Source organism: Corynebacterium sp. HMSC06D04 (assembly GCF_001807315.1).
GTDB lineage: Bacteria > Actinomycetota > Actinomycetes > Mycobacteriales > Mycobacteriaceae > Corynebacterium > Corynebacterium simulans.
In genome coordinates this window covers 50,005-65,853 of record NZ_KV788548.1, presented here as the reverse complement: position 1 = coordinate 65,853, position 15,849 = coordinate 50,005, and the positions used below count along the sequence as shown (strand labels likewise).

The 15,849-nt window shown below is 59.1% G+C and carries 17 protein-coding genes and 3 tRNA genes; 12 read left to right on the top strand and 8 right to left on the bottom strand.

Annotated features, from left to right (window positions below; translation table 11 throughout):
• The first annotated feature begins 1 nt into the window (after window position 1).
• The 3 genes from HMPREF3155_RS07700 (at window position 2) to HMPREF3155_RS07690 (ending at window position 1,862) form a co-directional block, all read left to right on the top strand.
• Window positions 2-967 carry a LysR family transcriptional regulator gene (locus HMPREF3155_RS07700; protein ID WP_070432981.1) on the top strand — a complete coding sequence of 322 codons (966 nt, stop codon included), beginning with the start codon at window positions 2-4 and terminating at the stop codon, window positions 965-967.
• A 56-nt stretch (window positions 968-1,023) separates the two neighbouring features.
• A tRNA-Arg gene (locus HMPREF3155_RS07695) sits at window positions 1,024-1,097 on the top strand.
• A gap of 102 nt (window positions 1,098-1,199) precedes the next feature.
• On the top strand, window positions 1,200-1,862 hold the full coding sequence (locus HMPREF3155_RS07690; protein ID WP_070432980.1) for a hypothetical protein: 663 nt from the start codon (window positions 1,200-1,202) through the stop codon (window positions 1,860-1,862).
• Between the two features lie 3 nt (window positions 1,863-1,865).
• Here HMPREF3155_RS07690 and HMPREF3155_RS07685 read toward each other — a convergent pair whose 3' ends face one another.
• Entirely contained in the window at window positions 1,866-2,051 is a 186-nt protein-coding gene (locus tag HMPREF3155_RS07685) for a PspC domain-containing protein (protein ID WP_201057373.1), read from the bottom strand.
• Window positions 2,052-2,197: 146 nt separating this feature from the next.
• Here HMPREF3155_RS07685 and cmrA point away from each other — a divergent pair, with 146 nt between their 5' ends.
• On the top strand, window positions 2,198-3,010 hold the full coding sequence (cmrA, locus tag HMPREF3155_RS07680) for a mycolate reductase (RefSeq protein WP_062037495.1): 813 nt from the start codon (window positions 2,198-2,200) through the stop codon (window positions 3,008-3,010).
• A gap of 40 nt (window positions 3,011-3,050) precedes the next feature.
• Here cmrA and HMPREF3155_RS07675 read toward each other — a convergent pair whose 3' ends face one another.
• On the bottom strand, window positions 3,051-4,562 hold the full coding sequence (locus tag HMPREF3155_RS07675) for an alanine/glycine:cation symporter family protein (RefSeq protein WP_070432979.1): 1,512 nt from the start codon (window positions 4,560-4,562) through the stop codon (window positions 3,051-3,053).
• 332 nt (window positions 4,563-4,894) lie between these two features.
• Here HMPREF3155_RS07675 and orn point away from each other — a divergent pair, with 332 nt between their 5' ends.
• The 4 genes from orn (at window position 4,895) to crtI (ending at window position 8,244) form a co-directional block, all read left to right on the top strand.
• The gene (gene orn, locus HMPREF3155_RS07670) at window positions 4,895-5,527 is read left to right on the top strand and encodes an oligoribonuclease (protein ID WP_061924309.1); all 633 of its coding nucleotides are present in this window, start codon (window positions 4,895-4,897) and stop codon (window positions 5,525-5,527) included.
• A 50-nt stretch (window positions 5,528-5,577) separates the two neighbouring features.
• Window positions 5,578-5,650 (top strand) — tRNA-His (locus HMPREF3155_RS07665).
• Window positions 5,651-5,740: 90 nt separating this feature from the next.
• The gene (locus HMPREF3155_RS07660; protein WP_246817711.1) at window positions 5,741-6,637 is read left to right on the top strand and encodes a phytoene/squalene synthase family protein; all 897 of its coding nucleotides are present in this window, start codon (window positions 5,741-5,743) and stop codon (window positions 6,635-6,637) included.
• Entirely contained in the window at window positions 6,637-8,244 is a 1,608-nt protein-coding gene (gene crtI, locus HMPREF3155_RS07655; protein WP_070432978.1) for a phytoene desaturase family protein, read from the top strand. The genes HMPREF3155_RS07660 and crtI overlap by 1 nt, the downstream gene beginning before the upstream one ends.
• A gap of 9 nt (window positions 8,245-8,253) precedes the next feature.
• Here crtI and HMPREF3155_RS07650 read toward each other — a convergent pair whose 3' ends face one another.
• A complete protein-coding gene (locus tag HMPREF3155_RS07650; protein WP_070432977.1) occupies window positions 8,254-9,474 on the bottom strand; it encodes a L,D-transpeptidase in 1,221 nt (406 codons plus the stop codon).
• 285 nt (window positions 9,475-9,759) lie between these two features.
• Between HMPREF3155_RS07650 and HMPREF3155_RS07645 the strand changes: the two genes are divergently transcribed.
• Window positions 9,760-9,832: transfer RNA gene (locus HMPREF3155_RS07645), tRNA-Lys, on the top strand.
• A gap of 369 nt (window positions 9,833-10,201) precedes the next feature.
• Here HMPREF3155_RS07645 and HMPREF3155_RS07640 read toward each other — a convergent pair.
• On the bottom strand, window positions 10,202-11,479 hold the full coding sequence (locus HMPREF3155_RS07640) for a glutaminase (RefSeq protein ID WP_061924324.1): 1,278 nt from the start codon (window positions 11,477-11,479) through the stop codon (window positions 10,202-10,204).
• Window positions 11,480-11,514: 35 nt separating this feature from the next.
• On the opposite strand from HMPREF3155_RS07640, the gene HMPREF3155_RS07635 reads away from it, so the two are divergent.
• A complete protein-coding gene (locus HMPREF3155_RS07635; RefSeq protein ID WP_061924443.1) occupies window positions 11,515-12,078 on the top strand; it encodes an isochorismatase family protein in 564 nt (187 codons plus the stop codon).
• A 22-nt stretch (window positions 12,079-12,100) separates the two neighbouring features.
• Here HMPREF3155_RS07635 and HMPREF3155_RS07630 read toward each other — a convergent pair whose 3' ends face one another.
• Complete coding sequence (locus HMPREF3155_RS07630; RefSeq protein WP_061924326.1) at window positions 12,101-12,379, bottom strand: DUF3618 domain-containing protein; 279 nt, start codon at window positions 12,377-12,379, stop codon at window positions 12,101-12,103.
• A 118-nt stretch (window positions 12,380-12,497) separates the two neighbouring features.
• Here HMPREF3155_RS07630 and bcp point away from each other — a divergent pair, with 118 nt between their 5' ends.
• Together bcp and HMPREF3155_RS07620 are read left to right on the top strand one after the other, a co-directional pair.
• Complete coding sequence (gene bcp / locus HMPREF3155_RS07625; protein ID WP_070433069.1) at window positions 12,498-12,968, top strand: thioredoxin-dependent thiol peroxidase; 471 nt, start codon at window positions 12,498-12,500, stop codon at window positions 12,966-12,968.
• 8 nt (window positions 12,969-12,976) lie between these two features.
• Window positions 12,977-13,609 carry a TetR/AcrR family transcriptional regulator gene (locus HMPREF3155_RS07620; RefSeq protein WP_070432976.1) on the top strand — a complete coding sequence of 211 codons (633 nt, stop codon included), beginning with the start codon at window positions 12,977-12,979 and terminating at the stop codon, window positions 13,607-13,609.
• Here HMPREF3155_RS07620 and HMPREF3155_RS07615 read toward each other — a convergent pair.
• From HMPREF3155_RS07615 to HMPREF3155_RS07605, 3 genes are read right to left on the bottom strand one after another with little or no spacing between them, the layout of a single operon-like run.
• Window positions 13,606-14,037 carry a holo-ACP synthase AcpS gene (locus HMPREF3155_RS07615; RefSeq protein WP_061924333.1) on the bottom strand — a complete coding sequence of 144 codons (432 nt, stop codon included), beginning with the start codon at window positions 14,035-14,037 and terminating at the stop codon, window positions 13,606-13,608. The two genes, HMPREF3155_RS07620 and HMPREF3155_RS07615, sit on opposite strands and share 4 nt — an antisense overlap.
• An 11-nt stretch (window positions 14,038-14,048) precedes the next feature.
• Window positions 14,049-14,813 carry an ATP-binding cassette domain-containing protein gene (locus HMPREF3155_RS07610; RefSeq protein ID WP_061924336.1) on the bottom strand — a complete coding sequence of 255 codons (765 nt, stop codon included), beginning with the start codon at window positions 14,811-14,813 and terminating at the stop codon, window positions 14,049-14,051.
• An 11-nt stretch (window positions 14,814-14,824) separates the two neighbouring features.
• Window positions 14,825-15,796: an ABC transporter permease gene (locus tag HMPREF3155_RS07605; protein ID WP_201040752.1), complete on the bottom strand. Its 972-nt coding sequence runs from the start codon at window positions 15,794-15,796 to the stop codon at window positions 14,825-14,827.
• Window positions 15,797-15,849: the final 53 nt, after the last annotated feature.

The window sequence follows — 15,849 nt, the reverse complement described above, 5'->3', positions numbered from 1 at the left end:
TATGGATTCACGCCAGCTACTCTACTTTCGTTCCGTAGTGGACTACGGATCTTTCACTCATGCGGCTGAAGCTCTAGATATGACTCAGCCTTCTCTCAGTCTCTCTATCCGTAAGCTCGAAAAGGAGCTTGACGTTCAACTCCTGACCCGCGGCCGCGCCGGTGTTAAGACCACCGAAGCGGGCGACTACCTCTATTCCATCGCCGCGAAGATGGACACCCTGCTTAGCGACGCCGCACAGCGCATCACCGAGATCGCCAGCGGCGCCGCCGGCAGCGTCTCTATCGCGTCTGCGCCGGAGTTCAACTGGCTGTTTATGCCAGAGGTTCTTCACCGCATGGTGGATCGCGCCCCTGAGGTCAACATCTTCTTGGACGATCCGGAACCGACCATAACCCTGCGCCGCATCCTCGAAGGCTCCATCGACCTAGGCCTGATGCCTTCGACTGACCCACACGCATTTGCCCAGCGTTACCACGACGAGCTCAACGTCCATGTAGCCAGCGAGATGGAATTCCGCGTCGCTGTACCGGATCGCCTCCAGCACCTGCCCAACCCTGTTTCCCTTCACGACATCGCGGAAGAAACGTGGATCCTGCCTCCGCGCAACCCTGAATTCGTTGGCCTTCCTGAGCTGCTGGACCAGGTCTTTGCCAAGCACCCGGACGCCGTCCCTAACCGCGTCCAAGAAATCTCTACCCTCCAGACCGGCCTCCCGCTGGTTTCCGGCGGCATCGGCGTGTGCCTTGTCCCCAGCTCGGCGCAGGCGCTCAACCACCGCGGCATTCACCTCCGCGAGATTGCAGAAGGCATCCCACCGATGCAGTCCTTGCTCATCTACCGCCGCGACCGCGACCTTTCCCCTGCCGCCAACCAGCTGGTAGATCTCATCCTTTCCGTTGGCGGCGAGAGCGAAGAAACCCTTCTTCACAAGTCCGCCCACTCGGCAGAAGCGGACAAGGCCTAAGACGCTAAGCCCTACTTTTAGTACGGGAGGCCGGCTGGTCTAAGATGAAGGCCTAAGCCTCCATAGCTCAGCGGATTAGAGCAGTGGGTTTCTACCCCATGTGTCGCGGGTTCGAGTCCTGCTGGGGGCACCGCCGAAAAGGCCACTTTACTGGAAAGTTTCTTCCACAGATTGGTGGCCTTTTCTTTGGTTTTATCGGTCTGGATTAGTAAGCGCGCCTAAAATGACAAGCATGGATATCACGCTGGCCACCTTCGTCACTGCCCCAGAAGAAGCGCTCATCGGCATGCGTTTTGCCAACGCATGGGCGCCTTCGCCGGAATACGCACAATCGCGCAACTCGGTTCTGACCGGCCAGTATCCGCAGCGCGGCGCCACTACCCGTATCACCGATATCTTCCGCGAGGCCGGCTACCGCATCAGCGAGGACATCGACTCGCCCCCCGGCACTGCTGAGCAGCCCGTGTTCCGGCTGCTCGAGGAACCTGCGGAGCCGGCCCGGTTGCGCGACGTCGCCAAGCACAGCGTCCTTGCTGTGTGTTCCTTAAGCGGCGGGCCCTCGCCGATGTCGCTGTCGTGGCCGGGTGCTACGGATCAAAAGCTGGTGGAGCCGTGCCCAGAGCTAGTCTCCCCGATGGACCTGGCGCCGACGCTTGCCGCCATCGCGGGCCTTGATGTGCGCCCGAATGCGCATCTTTCCTTCGACGGCCTCAACCTCGTTCCTGTCGTGCGCTATGGCGCTTCCGGGCACGCGGCGTTGTTCTTCGACAATGGCGTGCGCATGCAGGACGCGGTGCTTATCGACGACGTCGCCAGCCCCGCACACCACGCCGCCAGGCTCCGCGATGAATGGGAAACCTGGCATAGGTTCATGGGCTTTGGGCCACTGCAGTAGGGCTTAGCTGCCTACCGGCATCACGACCCACAGGATGATATAAGCCAGCACACCGGAAAAGCCTGCCAAAGTGGCAACAACGAAGAGGATGCGCACCAACGTGGGATCCAGGTTGTAGGTCTGAGCAATGCCGCCGCACACGCCTCCGATGTACAAATCTGTGCTCGAGCGGGTCAAACGGGTATTCATGATTGTCCTTTCTTCTTAGTGTGCGCCTTCCATTAAAGCTTCTCGGCAGGCCACACGCATCAGGTAAAACCCCGAGAATCACCCTGATGTTTTGCTTTCGTCTACGCTGGTTGAAAACTTCTTTTCGGCGAAAGGACACAATCACAATGGCTAAAAACGCAGGTCTTCCCGCACCCACCCGCAATTCCTATGCGCTACTTACGGGCGCTAGCCAGGGCATCGGCGAGGCGATGGCGCGCGATCTGGCCGCCCGCGGTTATAACGTCATTTTGGTGGCGCGCCGCCAGGAAGTCCTCGAGCGCATCGCGGATGAACTGAAGACGAAGCACGAGATCGATGCGATCGCTCTGGCCGCCGACTTAGCAAAGGAAGCCGACGTCGACCGCGTCATCGAGTTCATGGCCGGCAAAGAGATTTCCATCATCGTCAACTCCGCGGGCATCGCCAGCTTTGGCAAATTCATGGACCAGGACTGGGACTATGAGAACAAGCAATTCGATCTCAACGGCAAGGCCGTGCACCGCCTGACCCGCGCCGCTTTGGACCAGATGCTGCCGCGTCGCTCCGGCGCTATCTGCAACGTTGGTTCTGCAGCGGGCAACGTCTCCATCCCGAACAACGCCACCTATGTATTTACAAAGGCAGGCGTCAACGCTTTCACCGAGGCGCTGCACTACGAGCTCAAAGGCTCTGGCGTCAGCTGTACCTTGCTAGCCCCCGGCCCGGTGCGCGATGCCGTCATCCCGGAAGAAGAGCAGTCCATCGTAGATAAGGTAGTTCCTGACTTCCTGTGGACCACCTACGAGTCCTGCTCCGCAGAGACCCTAGAGGCTATGGCTCGCAACCAGCGCCGCGTGGTGCCAGGCCCGCTGTCGAAGGCCATGAATACGCTTGGCCAAATCATTCCTACCCCGATTGCCGCACCGCTCATCGGCAGCTTCTACTCAAAGATGGCCTAAGGCACTCCCACCCTTTCCGCGAGCCTGCTTTTGGTGTGCCTTACTCAACTACAGAGGAAGAGCGAGCGTTCTTGCGCTCTACCCAGAAGTCGGCGTTCTTGATGCCCAGAGCTTCAGGGTCGAAGACCGGATCCTTGCCAGCCTTCTTCTGCGCGCTGTAGTCCTTGAGGCACTTGAGTGCCGGGACCTGGAGGAAGAGGACGGCGATGATGTTAAGCCATGCGGTGGCGCCCACTCCGATGTCGCCCAATGCCCACGCGGAGCCCGGGGTGGTGGTAGCACCAATGATGACGGAGATGATGATGAGGCCGCGCAGGACCCACACCAGCGCGCGGCGTGCGCCAGCATTCTTGATCCAGCGGTTGAAGTAGGTGAGGTTGGTCTCTGCCATGTAGTAGTAAGCCAGAACGGTGGTGAAGGCGAAGAACGCGATAGCAATTGCCACGAAGGAAGCGCCGACCCCGTTGAATACCGAGTCCATACCGGATTGAACGAAGCCTGGGCCGACCTCAATGCCGTCAGGCAGGGAGCCGGCGTAGCGAACGGCGCCGTCCTCGGACTCGCCTTCGAAGACCTTGTACATGTCAGTGGAGATGATGATGAAGGCGGTGGCCGAGCAGACGAAGAGGGTATCGACGTAGACGGCGAATGCTTGAACGAAGCCCTGCTTTGCTGGGTGGGAAACCTCAGCAGCTGCTGCCGACTGCGGGCCGGTGCCCTGGCCTGCCTCGTTGGAGTAGATACCGCGCTTTACGCCCCACATGATTGCAGAGCCCAGCATGCCCGCGAATCCTGCTTCCATGTCAAATGCAGACTTGAAGATGAGGCCAAAAACGTGTGGAATGTCGCCGAAGTTCATGAACAGGATGGTCAGCGCAATGATGATATAAGCGCCGGCCATGAATGGAACGATGAGCGAGGTGAAGTTAGCGATACGCTTGACGCCACCGATGATGATGAAGGCCAAGACGCCAGCCAGGATGACTGCGGACCAGGTGACGTTGACACCCCAGGCGTTCCCCACTGCAGCGGCCACACCGTTGGCCTGGATGCCTGGGAGAAAGTAGCTGGTAGCCAGAGTCATGGCGACAGCGAAGATGATGCCGTAGACCAGCATGAACGGGCCCACAGAGGTGTGACGGTAAGCCTTTTCGATGTAGTACGCCGGGCCACCGCGGTACTCGCCGGTGTCCTGATCCTTTTCCTTGTAGACCTGGGCGAGAGTACATTCCACGAACGAGGTAGCGGACCCCAACAGCGACACCGCCCACATCCAAAAGACAGCACCTGGGCCACCGAAGGCGATCGCCGTGGCAACACCGGCAATATTGCCGACGCCGACGCGACCGGCGAGGGAAATCATCAGGGACTGGAAGGAAGAAACACCGGAGTCTGATTTCTCGCCGTTCTTCAGCTGCGCAATCATGTCGGGAATACAGCGAATCTGCAACCCCTTGGTCACGATCGTGAAATAGACACCGGCGCCCAAGCACAGGAACACGAGTGCTGGGGACCAAATGAGGGAGTTGAGAACATCCAAGAACCCGGCCATATGAGGGAACCTACTTTCTAAAAGTGTGATCTCTAACATAAAGAGTGACATAAAGAATCATGCACTACTTCAATCGAACTTTGTGAGGATAATCACGAAAATGTTTTGGAAGAATCTAATTCTTCACATTACCTGTCGGTTGAACGAAATTTAATGCACAGCTCAAGGACCGTCAATACCGCTAAGACAAACCATTTAGAAAAACTGAACTATCTGCACCAAAACACACCCTTTGCCTACCCCCGCCACACCTTCCACGCCGGTGGATTAAATCAGACGGTGGGAAGGGAGGCGTCGACAAGCGCGGCTCTAGGAAGACTAAGGTTAAACCCATGACTGACATCGCCCCGAAGAATGACCGACTCGTCTGGATTGACTTGGAGATGACAGGGCTGGACCCGAAGCGCCACGTCATCGTGGAGGTGGCCGCCATCATCACTGATGGCAACCTCAACGTCATTGGTGAGGGAATCGACCTAGTGGTCCATGCCACGGAAGCGGAGCTCGCTGAGATGGATGACTTTGTCACCAACATGCACGCCAACTCCGGCCTGGATAAGGAAATCCGCGAATCCACCACCACTCTGCGGGAAGCCGAAGATGCCGTCCTGGCGCTCATCGCTGAGCACTGCGACCCCGAGCATCCTGCCCCCCTGGCAGGCAACTCCATCGCCACCGACCGCACCTTCATTCGCGCCTACATGCCGCGCTTGGATGAAGCGCTGCACTACCGCATGATTGACGTTTCCACCATCAAGGAGCTCAGCCGCCGTTGGTTCCCGCGCGCTTATTACAACCAGCCAGACAAGGGCATGGCGCACCGCGCGCTCCAGGACATCATCGAGTCCATCCGCGAGTTGGACTACTACCGCCGCAGTGTGTTCCGCACCGACGACGGTCCCTCCTCCGCGGAAGCAGCGGATCTCAAGGAGTCAACTACCGCTGACTACCAGGCGTTTTTGTAATTTACGCGGCGTGAGTTAATCTTATCCGTGCTGCTTTTAAGGCAGCGATGGTGGCTGTAGTTCAGCTGGTAGAGCACCAGGTTGTGATCCTGGGTGTCGCGGGTTCGAGCCCCGTCAGCCACCCCGATGAGGGCCCTAACCTGTTATTTTTCAGGTTAGGGCCTTATACTTTTCTCGCGCTATTTTTAGCCCCGTGGATTAAGGTGGCCGATTGTGTTTGGGATTTCTCGCTTCCCCACTCAGCCTTTGCCACGCTATGACCAAAGTGCCCAAAGAGCCGCAGCACAAATCATCGCGGCCTATTCCACGAGCTTTTCCTTTGCCTCCGAGCTGCTCGCTCCCCGCACACGCACCGATATCCGCAATCTTTATGCCGTGGTTCGCATAGCGGATGAAATCGTCGACGGCGCCGCAACCGCCGCGGGCCTTAACACAACAGAAGTCGAACAGACTCTCAATGCATACGAAGAGGCGGTTCTGCGCGCGCCTTCGCAACGCTTTCACACTGATCCGGTTCTGCATGCCTATGGCATTTCCGCCAGGCGCTGCGGGTTCAAGAATGAGCACATTCGGGCCTTCTTCGCGTCGATGCGCCGCGACCTTCACCAGTGCGATTACGTCGACGAGGAAGATCTCGAGGCCTATATCTACGGCTCCGCGGAGGTCATTGGGCTTTTGTGCCTGTCTGCTTTCTTGGTGGATCATCCAGTTTCTGGCCCCGAGCTGAGCCAGCTCGAGACGGGTGCACGGCGCCTCGGCGCCGCCTTTCAAAAGGTCAACTTTTTGCGCGACCTCGGCGCGGATACCGCACAACTTGGCCGCAGCTACTTCCCGCAGGCAGGCGACGGCGGCTTGAGCACGCAGGACAAAGACCTGCTCATCGCCGATATCCGCAGCGATCTCGCCACTGCCCGCGCCGTTACCGGCAGGCTTCCATTCTCGGCGCGTGTCGGTGTCACCGCCGCCACTGACCTTTTCGAGGCCTTGACCAACGACCTTGCAGCACTGCCTGCCGACGCCGTCTTTTCCCAACGCACCCGCGTCAGCGCCCCACGCAAGCTAGCGCTTTTAAGCCGCGCCACCTTGCATTCTTTCAGAAAGAGCAACTGATGAAACTGCCCCGCCTTTCTACCGCCCACTCCAGCGGGCAGCCCGAGACCGTCATCGTCATCGGGGCAGGCGTCGCCGGCCTTGCCACCGCAGCGTTGCTTGCGCGCGATGGCAAGAAGGTCACCGTAGTGGACAAACTAGAAGAGGTGGGCGGCCGCGCGGGCAGCCTGACAGAAGCGGGCTTTCGTTGGGATACGGGCCCTTCCTGGTACCTGATGCCAGAGGCATTCGACCACTTCTTTGAGCTCTGTGGCACGTCCACGCAGGCAGAGCTCGAGCTTATCGATCTCAGCCCCGCCTACCGCGTCTACAACGACGATGGTGACTTCCTCGACGTCGAGACCGGCGTTGAGAAAGTCGCCAAACTCTTCGAGTCCATCGAACCCGGCGCCGGCGCCCGCATCCGCGCCTACCTCGCCCAGGCCAGCGACATCTACAACGTGGCACTATCGAAGTTCCTTTACACCACTTTCAGCAGTCCCCGCGAGCTTTTAGGCCCCGCGGTTCGCTCCCGGCTAGGTATGCTGGCGCAGCTCCTTGTACGGACGCTGGACAAACATGTGGCGCAGTCCTTTAGCGATTACCGGCTGCGCCAGGTGCTCAGCTATCCAGCGGTGTTCTTATCCAGCGAACCCGCGGCGGCGCCGGCGTTGTACTCGCTGATGAGCCACACGGACTTGGTCGAGGGCGTGCGCTACCCGCTGGGTGGCTTCGATGCGGTGGTGCGCGCCATCGCCAAGCAGGCCCAGCTCGCCGGCGTGCAGTTCCGCTTGGGCGCGGAGGTCACCAGCATCCTCACAGCGGGCGCCTCCCCGCGCGCGACGGGCGTGCGCATCACCGACGCCTCTGGCACGCAAAAGCTGCTTGCCGACGCCGTGGTTTCCGCCGCCGATCTTCACCACACCGAGAACACGCTCCTCCCACAACGCCTGCGCACCTACCCGGAAAAGTACTTTGCCGGGCGCGATGCGGGGCTTGGAACCGTGCTTGTGCTGCTCGGAGTGAAGGGCAAACTTCCGGAGCTTTCACACCACACGTTGTTGTTTAGCAAGGACTGGGCGCCGGACTTCCGCGCGGTCTATCACGGCCCTGAGCCAGCCCGTCCGCTGGACTGTTCGCACTCCATCTACATCTCCAAGACTTCGGCAACGGACCCCGATGTGGCGCCGGAAGGTCACGAGAATCTCTTCGTGCTCGTGCCAGTGCCGGCTGATTCCGCGCTGGGACACGGCAACGCCTACCGCGATAGTCCTTCCGCCCGCGTGGAGGCCATTGCTGACGCTGCCGTAAAGCAGATTGGGGATTGGGCCGGTATCGCAGACTTGGAAGAACGCATCGTAATCCGCCGCACGCTGGGCCCAGCGGATTTCGCAGAACGCTATCACGCGTGGCGCGGCGGCTCGATCGGCCCGGCGCACACGCTAGCGCAGTCTGCGTTCCTGCGCCGAAAGAACATCTCTTCCAAGGTTGCCGGGCTTTACTATGCTGGTGCCACGACAGTGCCCGGAGTGGGCGTGCCGATGTGCCTAATTTCCGCCGAGAACGTGCTCAAACGCATGCACGGCGACGCCACGGCGTCACCGCTGAGCTCCTTTTATCCTGCTTAAAGCTCTGCTTTAAGCGTTCGCGTTGGTATTGCCCTTGGACCAAGTCTCCCAGTCCATGTTCCAATCGCCCAAACCATCGAATGGGTTGAGCTGCGCACCGCCAGTGTTGAAGACGCGGACGATGTCGCCGCGCTTGACCACAGACTGGAACCACTGCGCGGCCTCCGGGGAGAGGTTGATGCAGCCGTGGGACTGGTTGTAGACGCCCTGTGCGCCGATGGACCACGGTGCGGAGTGAACGTAGATGCCGGAGTAGGACATCTGCGTAGCGTAATTGACGGAGGTGCGGTAGCCGCCGGCGTCGACAGCCAAGCCAAAGGTGCTGGAGTCCATGACCAACGACTCGTACTCATCGCCGATGATGTAGCGGCCATTCGGAGTATCCCACTGGCCATCGGTGCCCAGGGAAACCGGAATCTCGCGCAGCAGTTGGCCGTTCTTAAATACCTTCATAGTCTTGGTGGCGTTGTCCACCAGGGAAATCACACGGTCACCGATGGTGAAGTTGGTGGAAGCGTCCTCGCCGCCATAGATGCCGCCGCCCAAGTTGCGGCCGTAGAGATCAACGTTGACCTCAACCTTGGTGCCTGGCTGCCAGTAATCCTTCGGACGCCAGCGCACTTCCTGGTCATTGATCCAGTAGAAAGCGCCTTCAACCTCTGGGGTGGTCTTGACGGTGATTGCTTCCTCGGCAGCCTTGCGGTCGGTGACGTAGTTGCCAAAGCGCACGCCGATGACCTGACCAACGCCCACTTCGGCGCCCGGAATCGGGGAAAGCGCAACCTCAGAGACACCCGCCGACTGTGGAGTGCTGAAGGTGATGGTCTTTTCGTTTCCATCAACGTCGGCGGCTTTGATTGTGTAGGTGTGGTTATAGCCCAGAACCTCATCGGTGGACCAGGTCTTCGCGTCAGAGGAAAGCTTTTCCGCAACCTCAACGCCAAGCTCATTGGTCATGGTGACGGACTTCAGCTTACCCTCGGTCTTTACCGTGACGAACTCGGAGGGATCGACGTCTTTCGCACCATCTTTAACGGAGAACTGCAGATCCTTTGCCTTTGGCGCTTGCGATTGCTCTGCACCACCCTGACTGCCATCAGCGGACGCGGCTTGTTCAGCGGCATTATCTTGAGCGGAAGAATCAATGGTGCACGCTGCCGCAACAGTGGCTGTTAGGGCTACAGCGGTAGTGGCAAGGACACGACGAGCGAGAGGGAGGGAATTAAACACTTGGGCCCTTTAAAATTTGTGCATATAAGACGGTCAGAATTTCTCAATTAGCGTATATCGCACACCTTCAAAACACCACACGGCGCTTCACGCGTTAATCAATTGTTATAAGAAGAACACCCCTGCCCCACCCGCCTTCTTCGACGGCGAATCTGGAAGCCCCATAAACCATCATAAAACACCCTAAAAACACACAATGGCCTGGCGATTTTACAGTTTTGAATAGTGGGTGTTAAAGTTATTTCTCGTTGCACGGCAGGCAAACAAACCAGCCAGACAACATAGGCGCCATTAGCTCAATTGGCAGAGCAACTGACTCTTAATCAGTGGGTTCGGGGTTCAAGTCCCTGATGGCGCACAATACATAATCTCGCGGTTTCCTTTCACGGAGGCCGCGAGATTTTTTATTCCGCCATCTCAGCCGAGGCACCGCAGCCCCGCCAGCAAACAGTAACATCAGCAGAAGCGGCGCGATTTTACCTTTTTAGAAAGGGCTCGATTCGCCCCACGGAAAGCGCCCTTAATCTTCGCCGGAATCGGCCACCCGCCTGGACTCCAAAAGCCGGCAACCTAGATGGTGAGGTCGATTTTCCAAATGGTGAGGAAAGAATGGTGAGGTCAGCCGTCACCAGCCCCACCAGTTAACACGCGCCCCATTGACTGCGGGGCGACCTCACCATTTGCCACTGCGGGCGCAGGAGGAGGCAGCACCACGCCACAGAAAGCGTTAGATTGGCTCGCCCGCAATCTGATAGTCCTCCGGGTCGCCAACTGGAACCTCGGTGCCGTCAGACATCTTGAGGTCCTCGAGCTCGTGGTCTGGGTCCACCAGCTCGATATCGAAGCCCGACTCGCGGATGCGGCGCAGGCCCTCCTTCAACATGCGGCGCCCCATGCGGTTAGTCGCGGTGACATTGGAAAGCTCCAAGACCACTTTGGCGGTGCTCAGGTCATAGCGCTCCAACTCGTGCAGGACGGTTTCCGCGGCGTTGAAGTTGAGCACGCCCTGCAGGTAGATAACCGTCGCGGTATCTTCGTCCACGATGCGGCGGATTGGCTGCACGCCATAGCGCTCCTCAGTGGACATCAGGTGCAACCCCATGTCCTTAGACAAAAGCTTGAAGGCTTCCACACCGCGCACGGAATTGCCCTCCTCATTCAGACGCGGCGAGAAGGTAGCCACACCCAGCTGGCCCGGCAGCGTACCCAGTAGGCCACCTGCCACGCCCGACTTCGCCGGAATGCCGACCTCCGCCATCCAGCGACCCGCGCCGTCGTACATACCTGCCGAGCTCATCAGCGCCAGCGTGAGGCGGCAAACGTCGGCATCTAGGATCTTGTCATCGGTTATCGGTTGACGGCCGCCGTTAGCCAGCGTCGCAGACATCACCGCGAGGTCTTTGACTGTCACGCGGATAGAGCACTGCCGGGTGTAAGTCAGCACCGCATCGTGGGCTTCATCCTCAATAATGTTGTAATTGCGCAGCATGTGCGCGAGCGCGAGGTTGCGTTCCGCGTTTTCAAGCTCAGAGCCGGAAACGCTTTCGTCAATATGCAGCTCATGACCCGCCAGGCGAGACATGTAGCTGCGGATACGCTCAACACGTTCATCGACGCCCGAGTCCACGCCGTTGATGAGCTGCGTGACCGCAATTGCGCCCGCGTTGATCATCGGGTTGACCGGGCGGTGGTCGTCGCGGTTCAAAGACAACTCGTTGAAGGCCTCACCGGAAGGCTCCATTCCCACAATCGAGCGCACCGCTTCCAGCCCCAGCTCCTGCAATGCAAGCGCATACACAAAAGGCTTGGAGATGGACTGCATGGTGAACTCGATATCTGCATCACCTGCCCAATAGACATGGCCAGTGGTGGTGCACATCGCTGCGCCTAGGTAGTCCGGGTTCGCAACCGCAAGCTCTGGAATATAGTCCGCTACTTTTCCGCGTTTATCATCACGGACATGGTCAAGGATTTCCCGTAAGTAAAAAGGAATTGGTGTTTTCATCTCGCTCTAGCTTACGGATGACTATGCTGGCCCGCATGAACAGCACTCCTCAGGTTCTTGTGATTGTGGACGTACAAAATGACTTCTGCCCCGGCGGAGCCCTCGCAACGAGTCGCGGTGATGCGGTAGCCCGCGGCATCGCAAAGCTTGTGCGTGAAGCGTCGTATGACGTCGTCGTGGCTACGCAGGATTGGCACATCGAGCCGGAGGGGCACTTTGCCACCGAGCCGGATTTCATCGATACCTGGCCTGTGCATTGCGTTGCAGACAGCCAGGGTGCGGCCATGCACGCTGCGCTTGCCGACGCCCCCATCGACGCCTACTTCCACAAAGGCGCCTACACCGCTGCCTACTCCGGCTTTGAGGCCGAGTGCACCGACGATGGAGCAAGCCTCGCGCAGTGGCTGCGCGACCGTGGCGTAAAGGGCCTCGACATCGTGGGGATTGCCACCGATCACTGCGTGCGCGCCACCGCTCTCGATGCATTAAAAGAGGGCTTTGGCGTCAACGTTCTAGAAAATTACTGCGCGCCGGTGAGCGAAGAGCGCGCAAAAAAGACCTTTGCCGAACTGCTAGAGGCAGGGGCAAAGGTCAGCTAAAAGCGGTTAAATCCGCGCCGAGTTAGCGGCGCTCAGCGAGCAGGCGCTGCAGTTCCTTCAGGTCGTTCTTGCGACGCTTGGAACGGAATACAGAAAAAGCGATAAGGCCAGCTACTGCTGCGCCAACGCCGGCGAGTGCCATCTGTACGTTGCGGTCCTGCAGCTTCTCGGTTGCGGCGCCCTTTGCGTCATCAACCAAGTTCTGCGGCTTGCTGCGATCCGCGAGCTCGTCGAGGGTGCTAGCCAGCTGGCGGCGGGTGCGCTCGATGTCGCGCTGAATGTCGTTAATGTCGCGTGCCACGTTGTAACTCCTGAATTTGTTTTCGCATTTATGGCGTTAATGGCTCAGCTTCCACCGAGTCAATCAAAGAATAAGTCTACAGTGTTTGCCCGCCGGTGTGCACGGTATGGTTGAGGGCATGACTGAAGCAAAGCGTTTGGAAATCGGAGATACTGCCCCCACCTTTACTTTGAGCGATGACGAAGGCAACTCCGTCAGCCTTAGCGATTACGCAGGAAAGCGCGTGCTTGTGTACTTCTACCCGCGCGCTAATACCCCGGGTTGTACCAAGGAGGCTTGTGACTTCCGGGATGCTTTCGAGCAGCTCAATGGTCTAGACATTGCCGTCGTTGGCATCTCCCCTGATAAGCCGGAGGCCTTGGCCAAGTTCCGCGCAGACCACGAGCTGAACTTCCCGCTGCTTTCAGATCCTGACAAAGAGGTCATGAGCGCATACGGCGCATTTGGTGAGAAGAAGAACTACGGCAAGGTAGTCCAGGGCGTTATCCGCTCCACCTTCTTGGTCGAGGCCGATGGCACCATCGGCCAGGCGCTCTACAACGTCAAGGCCACCGGCCATGTGGCTCGCGTGATGAAGGGTCTTTCCTAAACAAACAGATGAGCACTAAGCAGGACACAGAGCTGCTGGTTCCCCGCCGGCGCCCCGCCCAAGCACGCAGCCGCGAGAAGTTCAATCGAATCCTCAAGGCTGCGCGAAGCGTGCTTGTCGACGTCGGCTTTGAGTCCTTCACCTTCGACGAAGTCTCCCGGCGCGCCGAGGTTCCCATCGGCACGCTGTATCAGTTCTTCGCCAATAAATACGTGCTCATCTGCGAACTAGACCGCCAAGATACCGCGGGCAACCTGGAGGAAATCCGCCGCTTCTCCGAGCATGTCCCGGCCCTGCAGTGGCCGGATTTCTTGGACGAGTTCATCGACCATCTGGCCCGTATGTGGCGTGAGGATCCTTCGCGCCGGGCAGTCTGGCATGCGGTGCAATCCACCCCTGCCACCCGCGCTACCGCCGCCGATACCGAGCTGCAGATGCTCAAGCCCTTGGCGGATATCTTGGAGCCGCTTGCCCAGCAGATGAGCTATGACGAACGCATCGAGCTTTCTGGGTTCTTGGTGCACACGGTGGTCTCCATGCTCAATTACGCGACTTCAGGGGAGCCGGAGAGCTTTGATGACGTCGTGCGCGAAATCAAGCGCATGCTCATCGCCTATCTCTTCGCTGTAGCGACGAGCTAACCAGCTGAAGCAATCTGCAGCAGCACCGTCGCAGTGGCGTAATCACCATCGTGGCTAATGCTCAGCGAGGTGAAAAACTGGCCCAGGCTGGCTGCGGCGCGCTCGCGGATTGCGCCTTTAAGCGAGATAGCTACCCTGCCCCAGGCATCGGGCTGGACCTCAATTTCTGCCCAACGCACCTCATCTTCCGCAAGCACCGGCGGGCGCCCATAGAGGGCCTGCGACCACGCTTTGATGAAGGCTTCCTTTGCCGCCCAGCGTCCGGCCAAATGCTCAGCGCGGCGCTGTGGACTCGGCTTCGTCGCTGCCACGCGCAACTCCGTGGGGCTAAAGACGCCCTCGAAGCGAGTGCCTGGCAGCTCCAGCTGCTGGGCAAACTCGGAGATACAAACGAGGTCCGTGCCCACGGCGAAGGTTGCTTGGCTCATGGCCGCTTATTCTAGCTGGCCAACTCCGCCTTGAGGGTTTCCATCTCTGCGCCACCGGCCATCCACTTCGTCAGCTCTTCGACGCTCGCGTCGGCCTTGTCAGCGTTCAGTGCCACCTCGCCAAGGTTCAAGACCACGAAGCGATCTCCCACCAGGTAAGCGTGCTGCGGGTTGTGGGTAATAAAGACCACGCCCATGCCGCGCTGCTTGGCCGCCGCGATAAAGCGCAGCACCATGCCGGATTGCTTGACGCCTAGTGCCGCAGTCGGCTCGTCCAGCACGATGTAGCGCGCGCCGAAGTAGATGGCGCGGGCAATCGCGACCACCTGGCGCTGCCCGCCGGAAAGCGCCTCCAACTCGACGTCGATGTCGGGCAGCTCCACGCCCATCTGCGCCAGCTGCTCGCGGGCGATGGCGCGCATCTTATTCTCCTGCAGGCCGCCGAAACGGCCCGTGAGCTCTTGGCCTAAGAAGAAGTTACGCCAAACCGAAAGCTGCGGCACGAGTGCCAAGTCTTGATAGACGGTGGCAATGCCCGCGTCCAACGCGTCGCGGGGGTTAGAGAAGGTGGTGGGCGCGTCGTCGACAAGCAGCTGCCCGCCTGTTGGAGTGTTCAGGCCGGACAAAATTTTTATCAGCGTGGACTTGCCGGCGCCGTTATCGCCCAGCACGCACGTGACCGTGCCAGGGACCAGTTTCATGGAAATCCCGCGCAGCGCCTGAAAGTTGCCGAATGTTTGCTCAATCTCACGCAGCTCAATAGCTGTAGTAGTCATGATGGTCTGCCCTACTTTCGCTTGTTGAAATTAGCCACGGAACTATTGGTCAGCACCGCAAACAGCAACATGGCGCCGAGGAAGAACTTGAACCAGTCCGGGTTCCAGCCGGCATACACGATGCCTTGGTTGGTCATGCCGAAAATGACTGCACCAATAGCGGTGCCCACGGCCGTACCGCGCCCGCCAGTCATGGAGCAGCCGCCGATGACGGCCGCGATGATGTAGAGGAACTCGTTACCAATGCCTTGGCCCGCCTGGATGGAGTCAAAGGCAAAGAGGGTATGCATGCCGACGAACCATGCGGCGAAGCCGACGAGCATAAACAAAATCACCTTCACGCGGCGCACCGGAACGCCTACCGCGCGCGCTGCTTCTGCATCGCCGCCGACGGCAAAGACCCAGTTACCAAAGCGGGTCTTGTACAGCACGAAGGAGGCCAGCGCCACGAAGAAAATCCACCACAAGACGGTGGCACGAATGCTGAGTGTACCGATGTGGATGGTCCCGGCGAATATGGTCTGCGCTGTGGGAAAGCCCTCCATATCCGCAATGGACGGGGTGGCAACCTGGCCGGTAATCAGCTTCGTCACTGCGAGGTTTAAGCCTTGCAACATTAGGAAAGCAGCGAGAGTGATAAGGAAGGAATCAATCTTCGTGTGCACCACAAGCAGGCCATTTAAGGCACCGATGGAAAGCGCGACCAGCAGCGAGAGCCCCGCGCCTACCCAGGAGTTTAGGTGCAGGTTGTAGTTGAGCATGGTGGCCACCAGCGCCGCAGTGGTTACGGCAACGCCGGACGATAAGTCAAACTCGTTACCAATCATCAAAAGACCCACGGCGAGCGCGACGATGCCGAGCGTGGAGCTGGCATAGAGCACCGTGGAGAAGGCCTCCATCGAGCGGAACGAGGGCGCGACTGCCATAAACAGCGCGAAGATGACGAGCGCGCCGAGCACGCTGGCCAGCTCGGGGCGGCGCATGATTCTCGTACCCAGGCTGCGCTTGTGCAGCCTTCCATCCGCGCTTGGCGACG

Excerpts from the sequence above, each read along its gene's own strand:
- HMPREF3155_RS07700 (WP_070432981.1), top strand. The coding sequence starts at position 2 with ATGGATTCACGCCAGCTACTCTACTTTCGTTCCGTAGTGGACTACGGA.
- HMPREF3155_RS07690 (WP_070432980.1), top strand. The coding sequence starts at position 1,200 with ATGGATATCACGCTGGCCACCTTCGTCACTGCCCCAGAAGAAGCGCTC.
- HMPREF3155_RS07685 (WP_201057373.1), bottom strand. The coding sequence starts at position 2,051 with ATGAATACCCGTTTGACCCGCTCGAGCACAGATTTGTACATCGGAGGC.
- cmrA (WP_062037495.1), top strand. The coding sequence starts at position 2,198 with ATGGCTAAAAACGCAGGTCTTCCCGCACCCACCCGCAATTCCTATGCG.
- HMPREF3155_RS07675 (WP_070432979.1), bottom strand. The coding sequence starts at position 4,562 with ATGGCCGGGTTCTTGGATGTTCTCAACTCCCTCATTTGGTCCCCAGCA.
- orn (WP_061924309.1), top strand. The coding sequence starts at position 4,895 with ATGACTGACATCGCCCCGAAGAATGACCGACTCGTCTGGATTGACTTG.
- crtI (WP_070432978.1), top strand. The coding sequence starts at position 6,637 with ATGAAACTGCCCCGCCTTTCTACCGCCCACTCCAGCGGGCAGCCCGAG.
- HMPREF3155_RS07640 (WP_061924324.1), bottom strand. The coding sequence starts at position 11,479 with ATGAAAACACCAATTCCTTTTTACTTACGGGAAATCCTTGACCATGTC.
- HMPREF3155_RS07635 (WP_061924443.1), top strand. The coding sequence starts at position 11,515 with ATGAACAGCACTCCTCAGGTTCTTGTGATTGTGGACGTACAAAATGAC.
- bcp (WP_070433069.1), top strand. The coding sequence starts at position 12,498 with ATGACTGAAGCAAAGCGTTTGGAAATCGGAGATACTGCCCCCACCTTT.
- HMPREF3155_RS07620 (WP_070432976.1), top strand. The coding sequence starts at position 12,977 with ATGAGCACTAAGCAGGACACAGAGCTGCTGGTTCCCCGCCGGCGCCCC.
- HMPREF3155_RS07615 (WP_061924333.1), bottom strand. The coding sequence starts at position 14,037 with ATGAGCCAAGCAACCTTCGCCGTGGGCACGGACCTCGTTTGTATCTCC.
- HMPREF3155_RS07610 (WP_061924336.1), bottom strand. The coding sequence starts at position 14,813 with ATGACTACTACAGCTATTGAGCTGCGTGAGATTGAGCAAACATTCGGC.
- HMPREF3155_RS07605 (WP_201040752.1), bottom strand. The coding sequence starts at position 15,796 with ATGCGCCGCCCCGAGCTGGCCAGCGTGCTCGGCGCGCTCGTCATCTTC.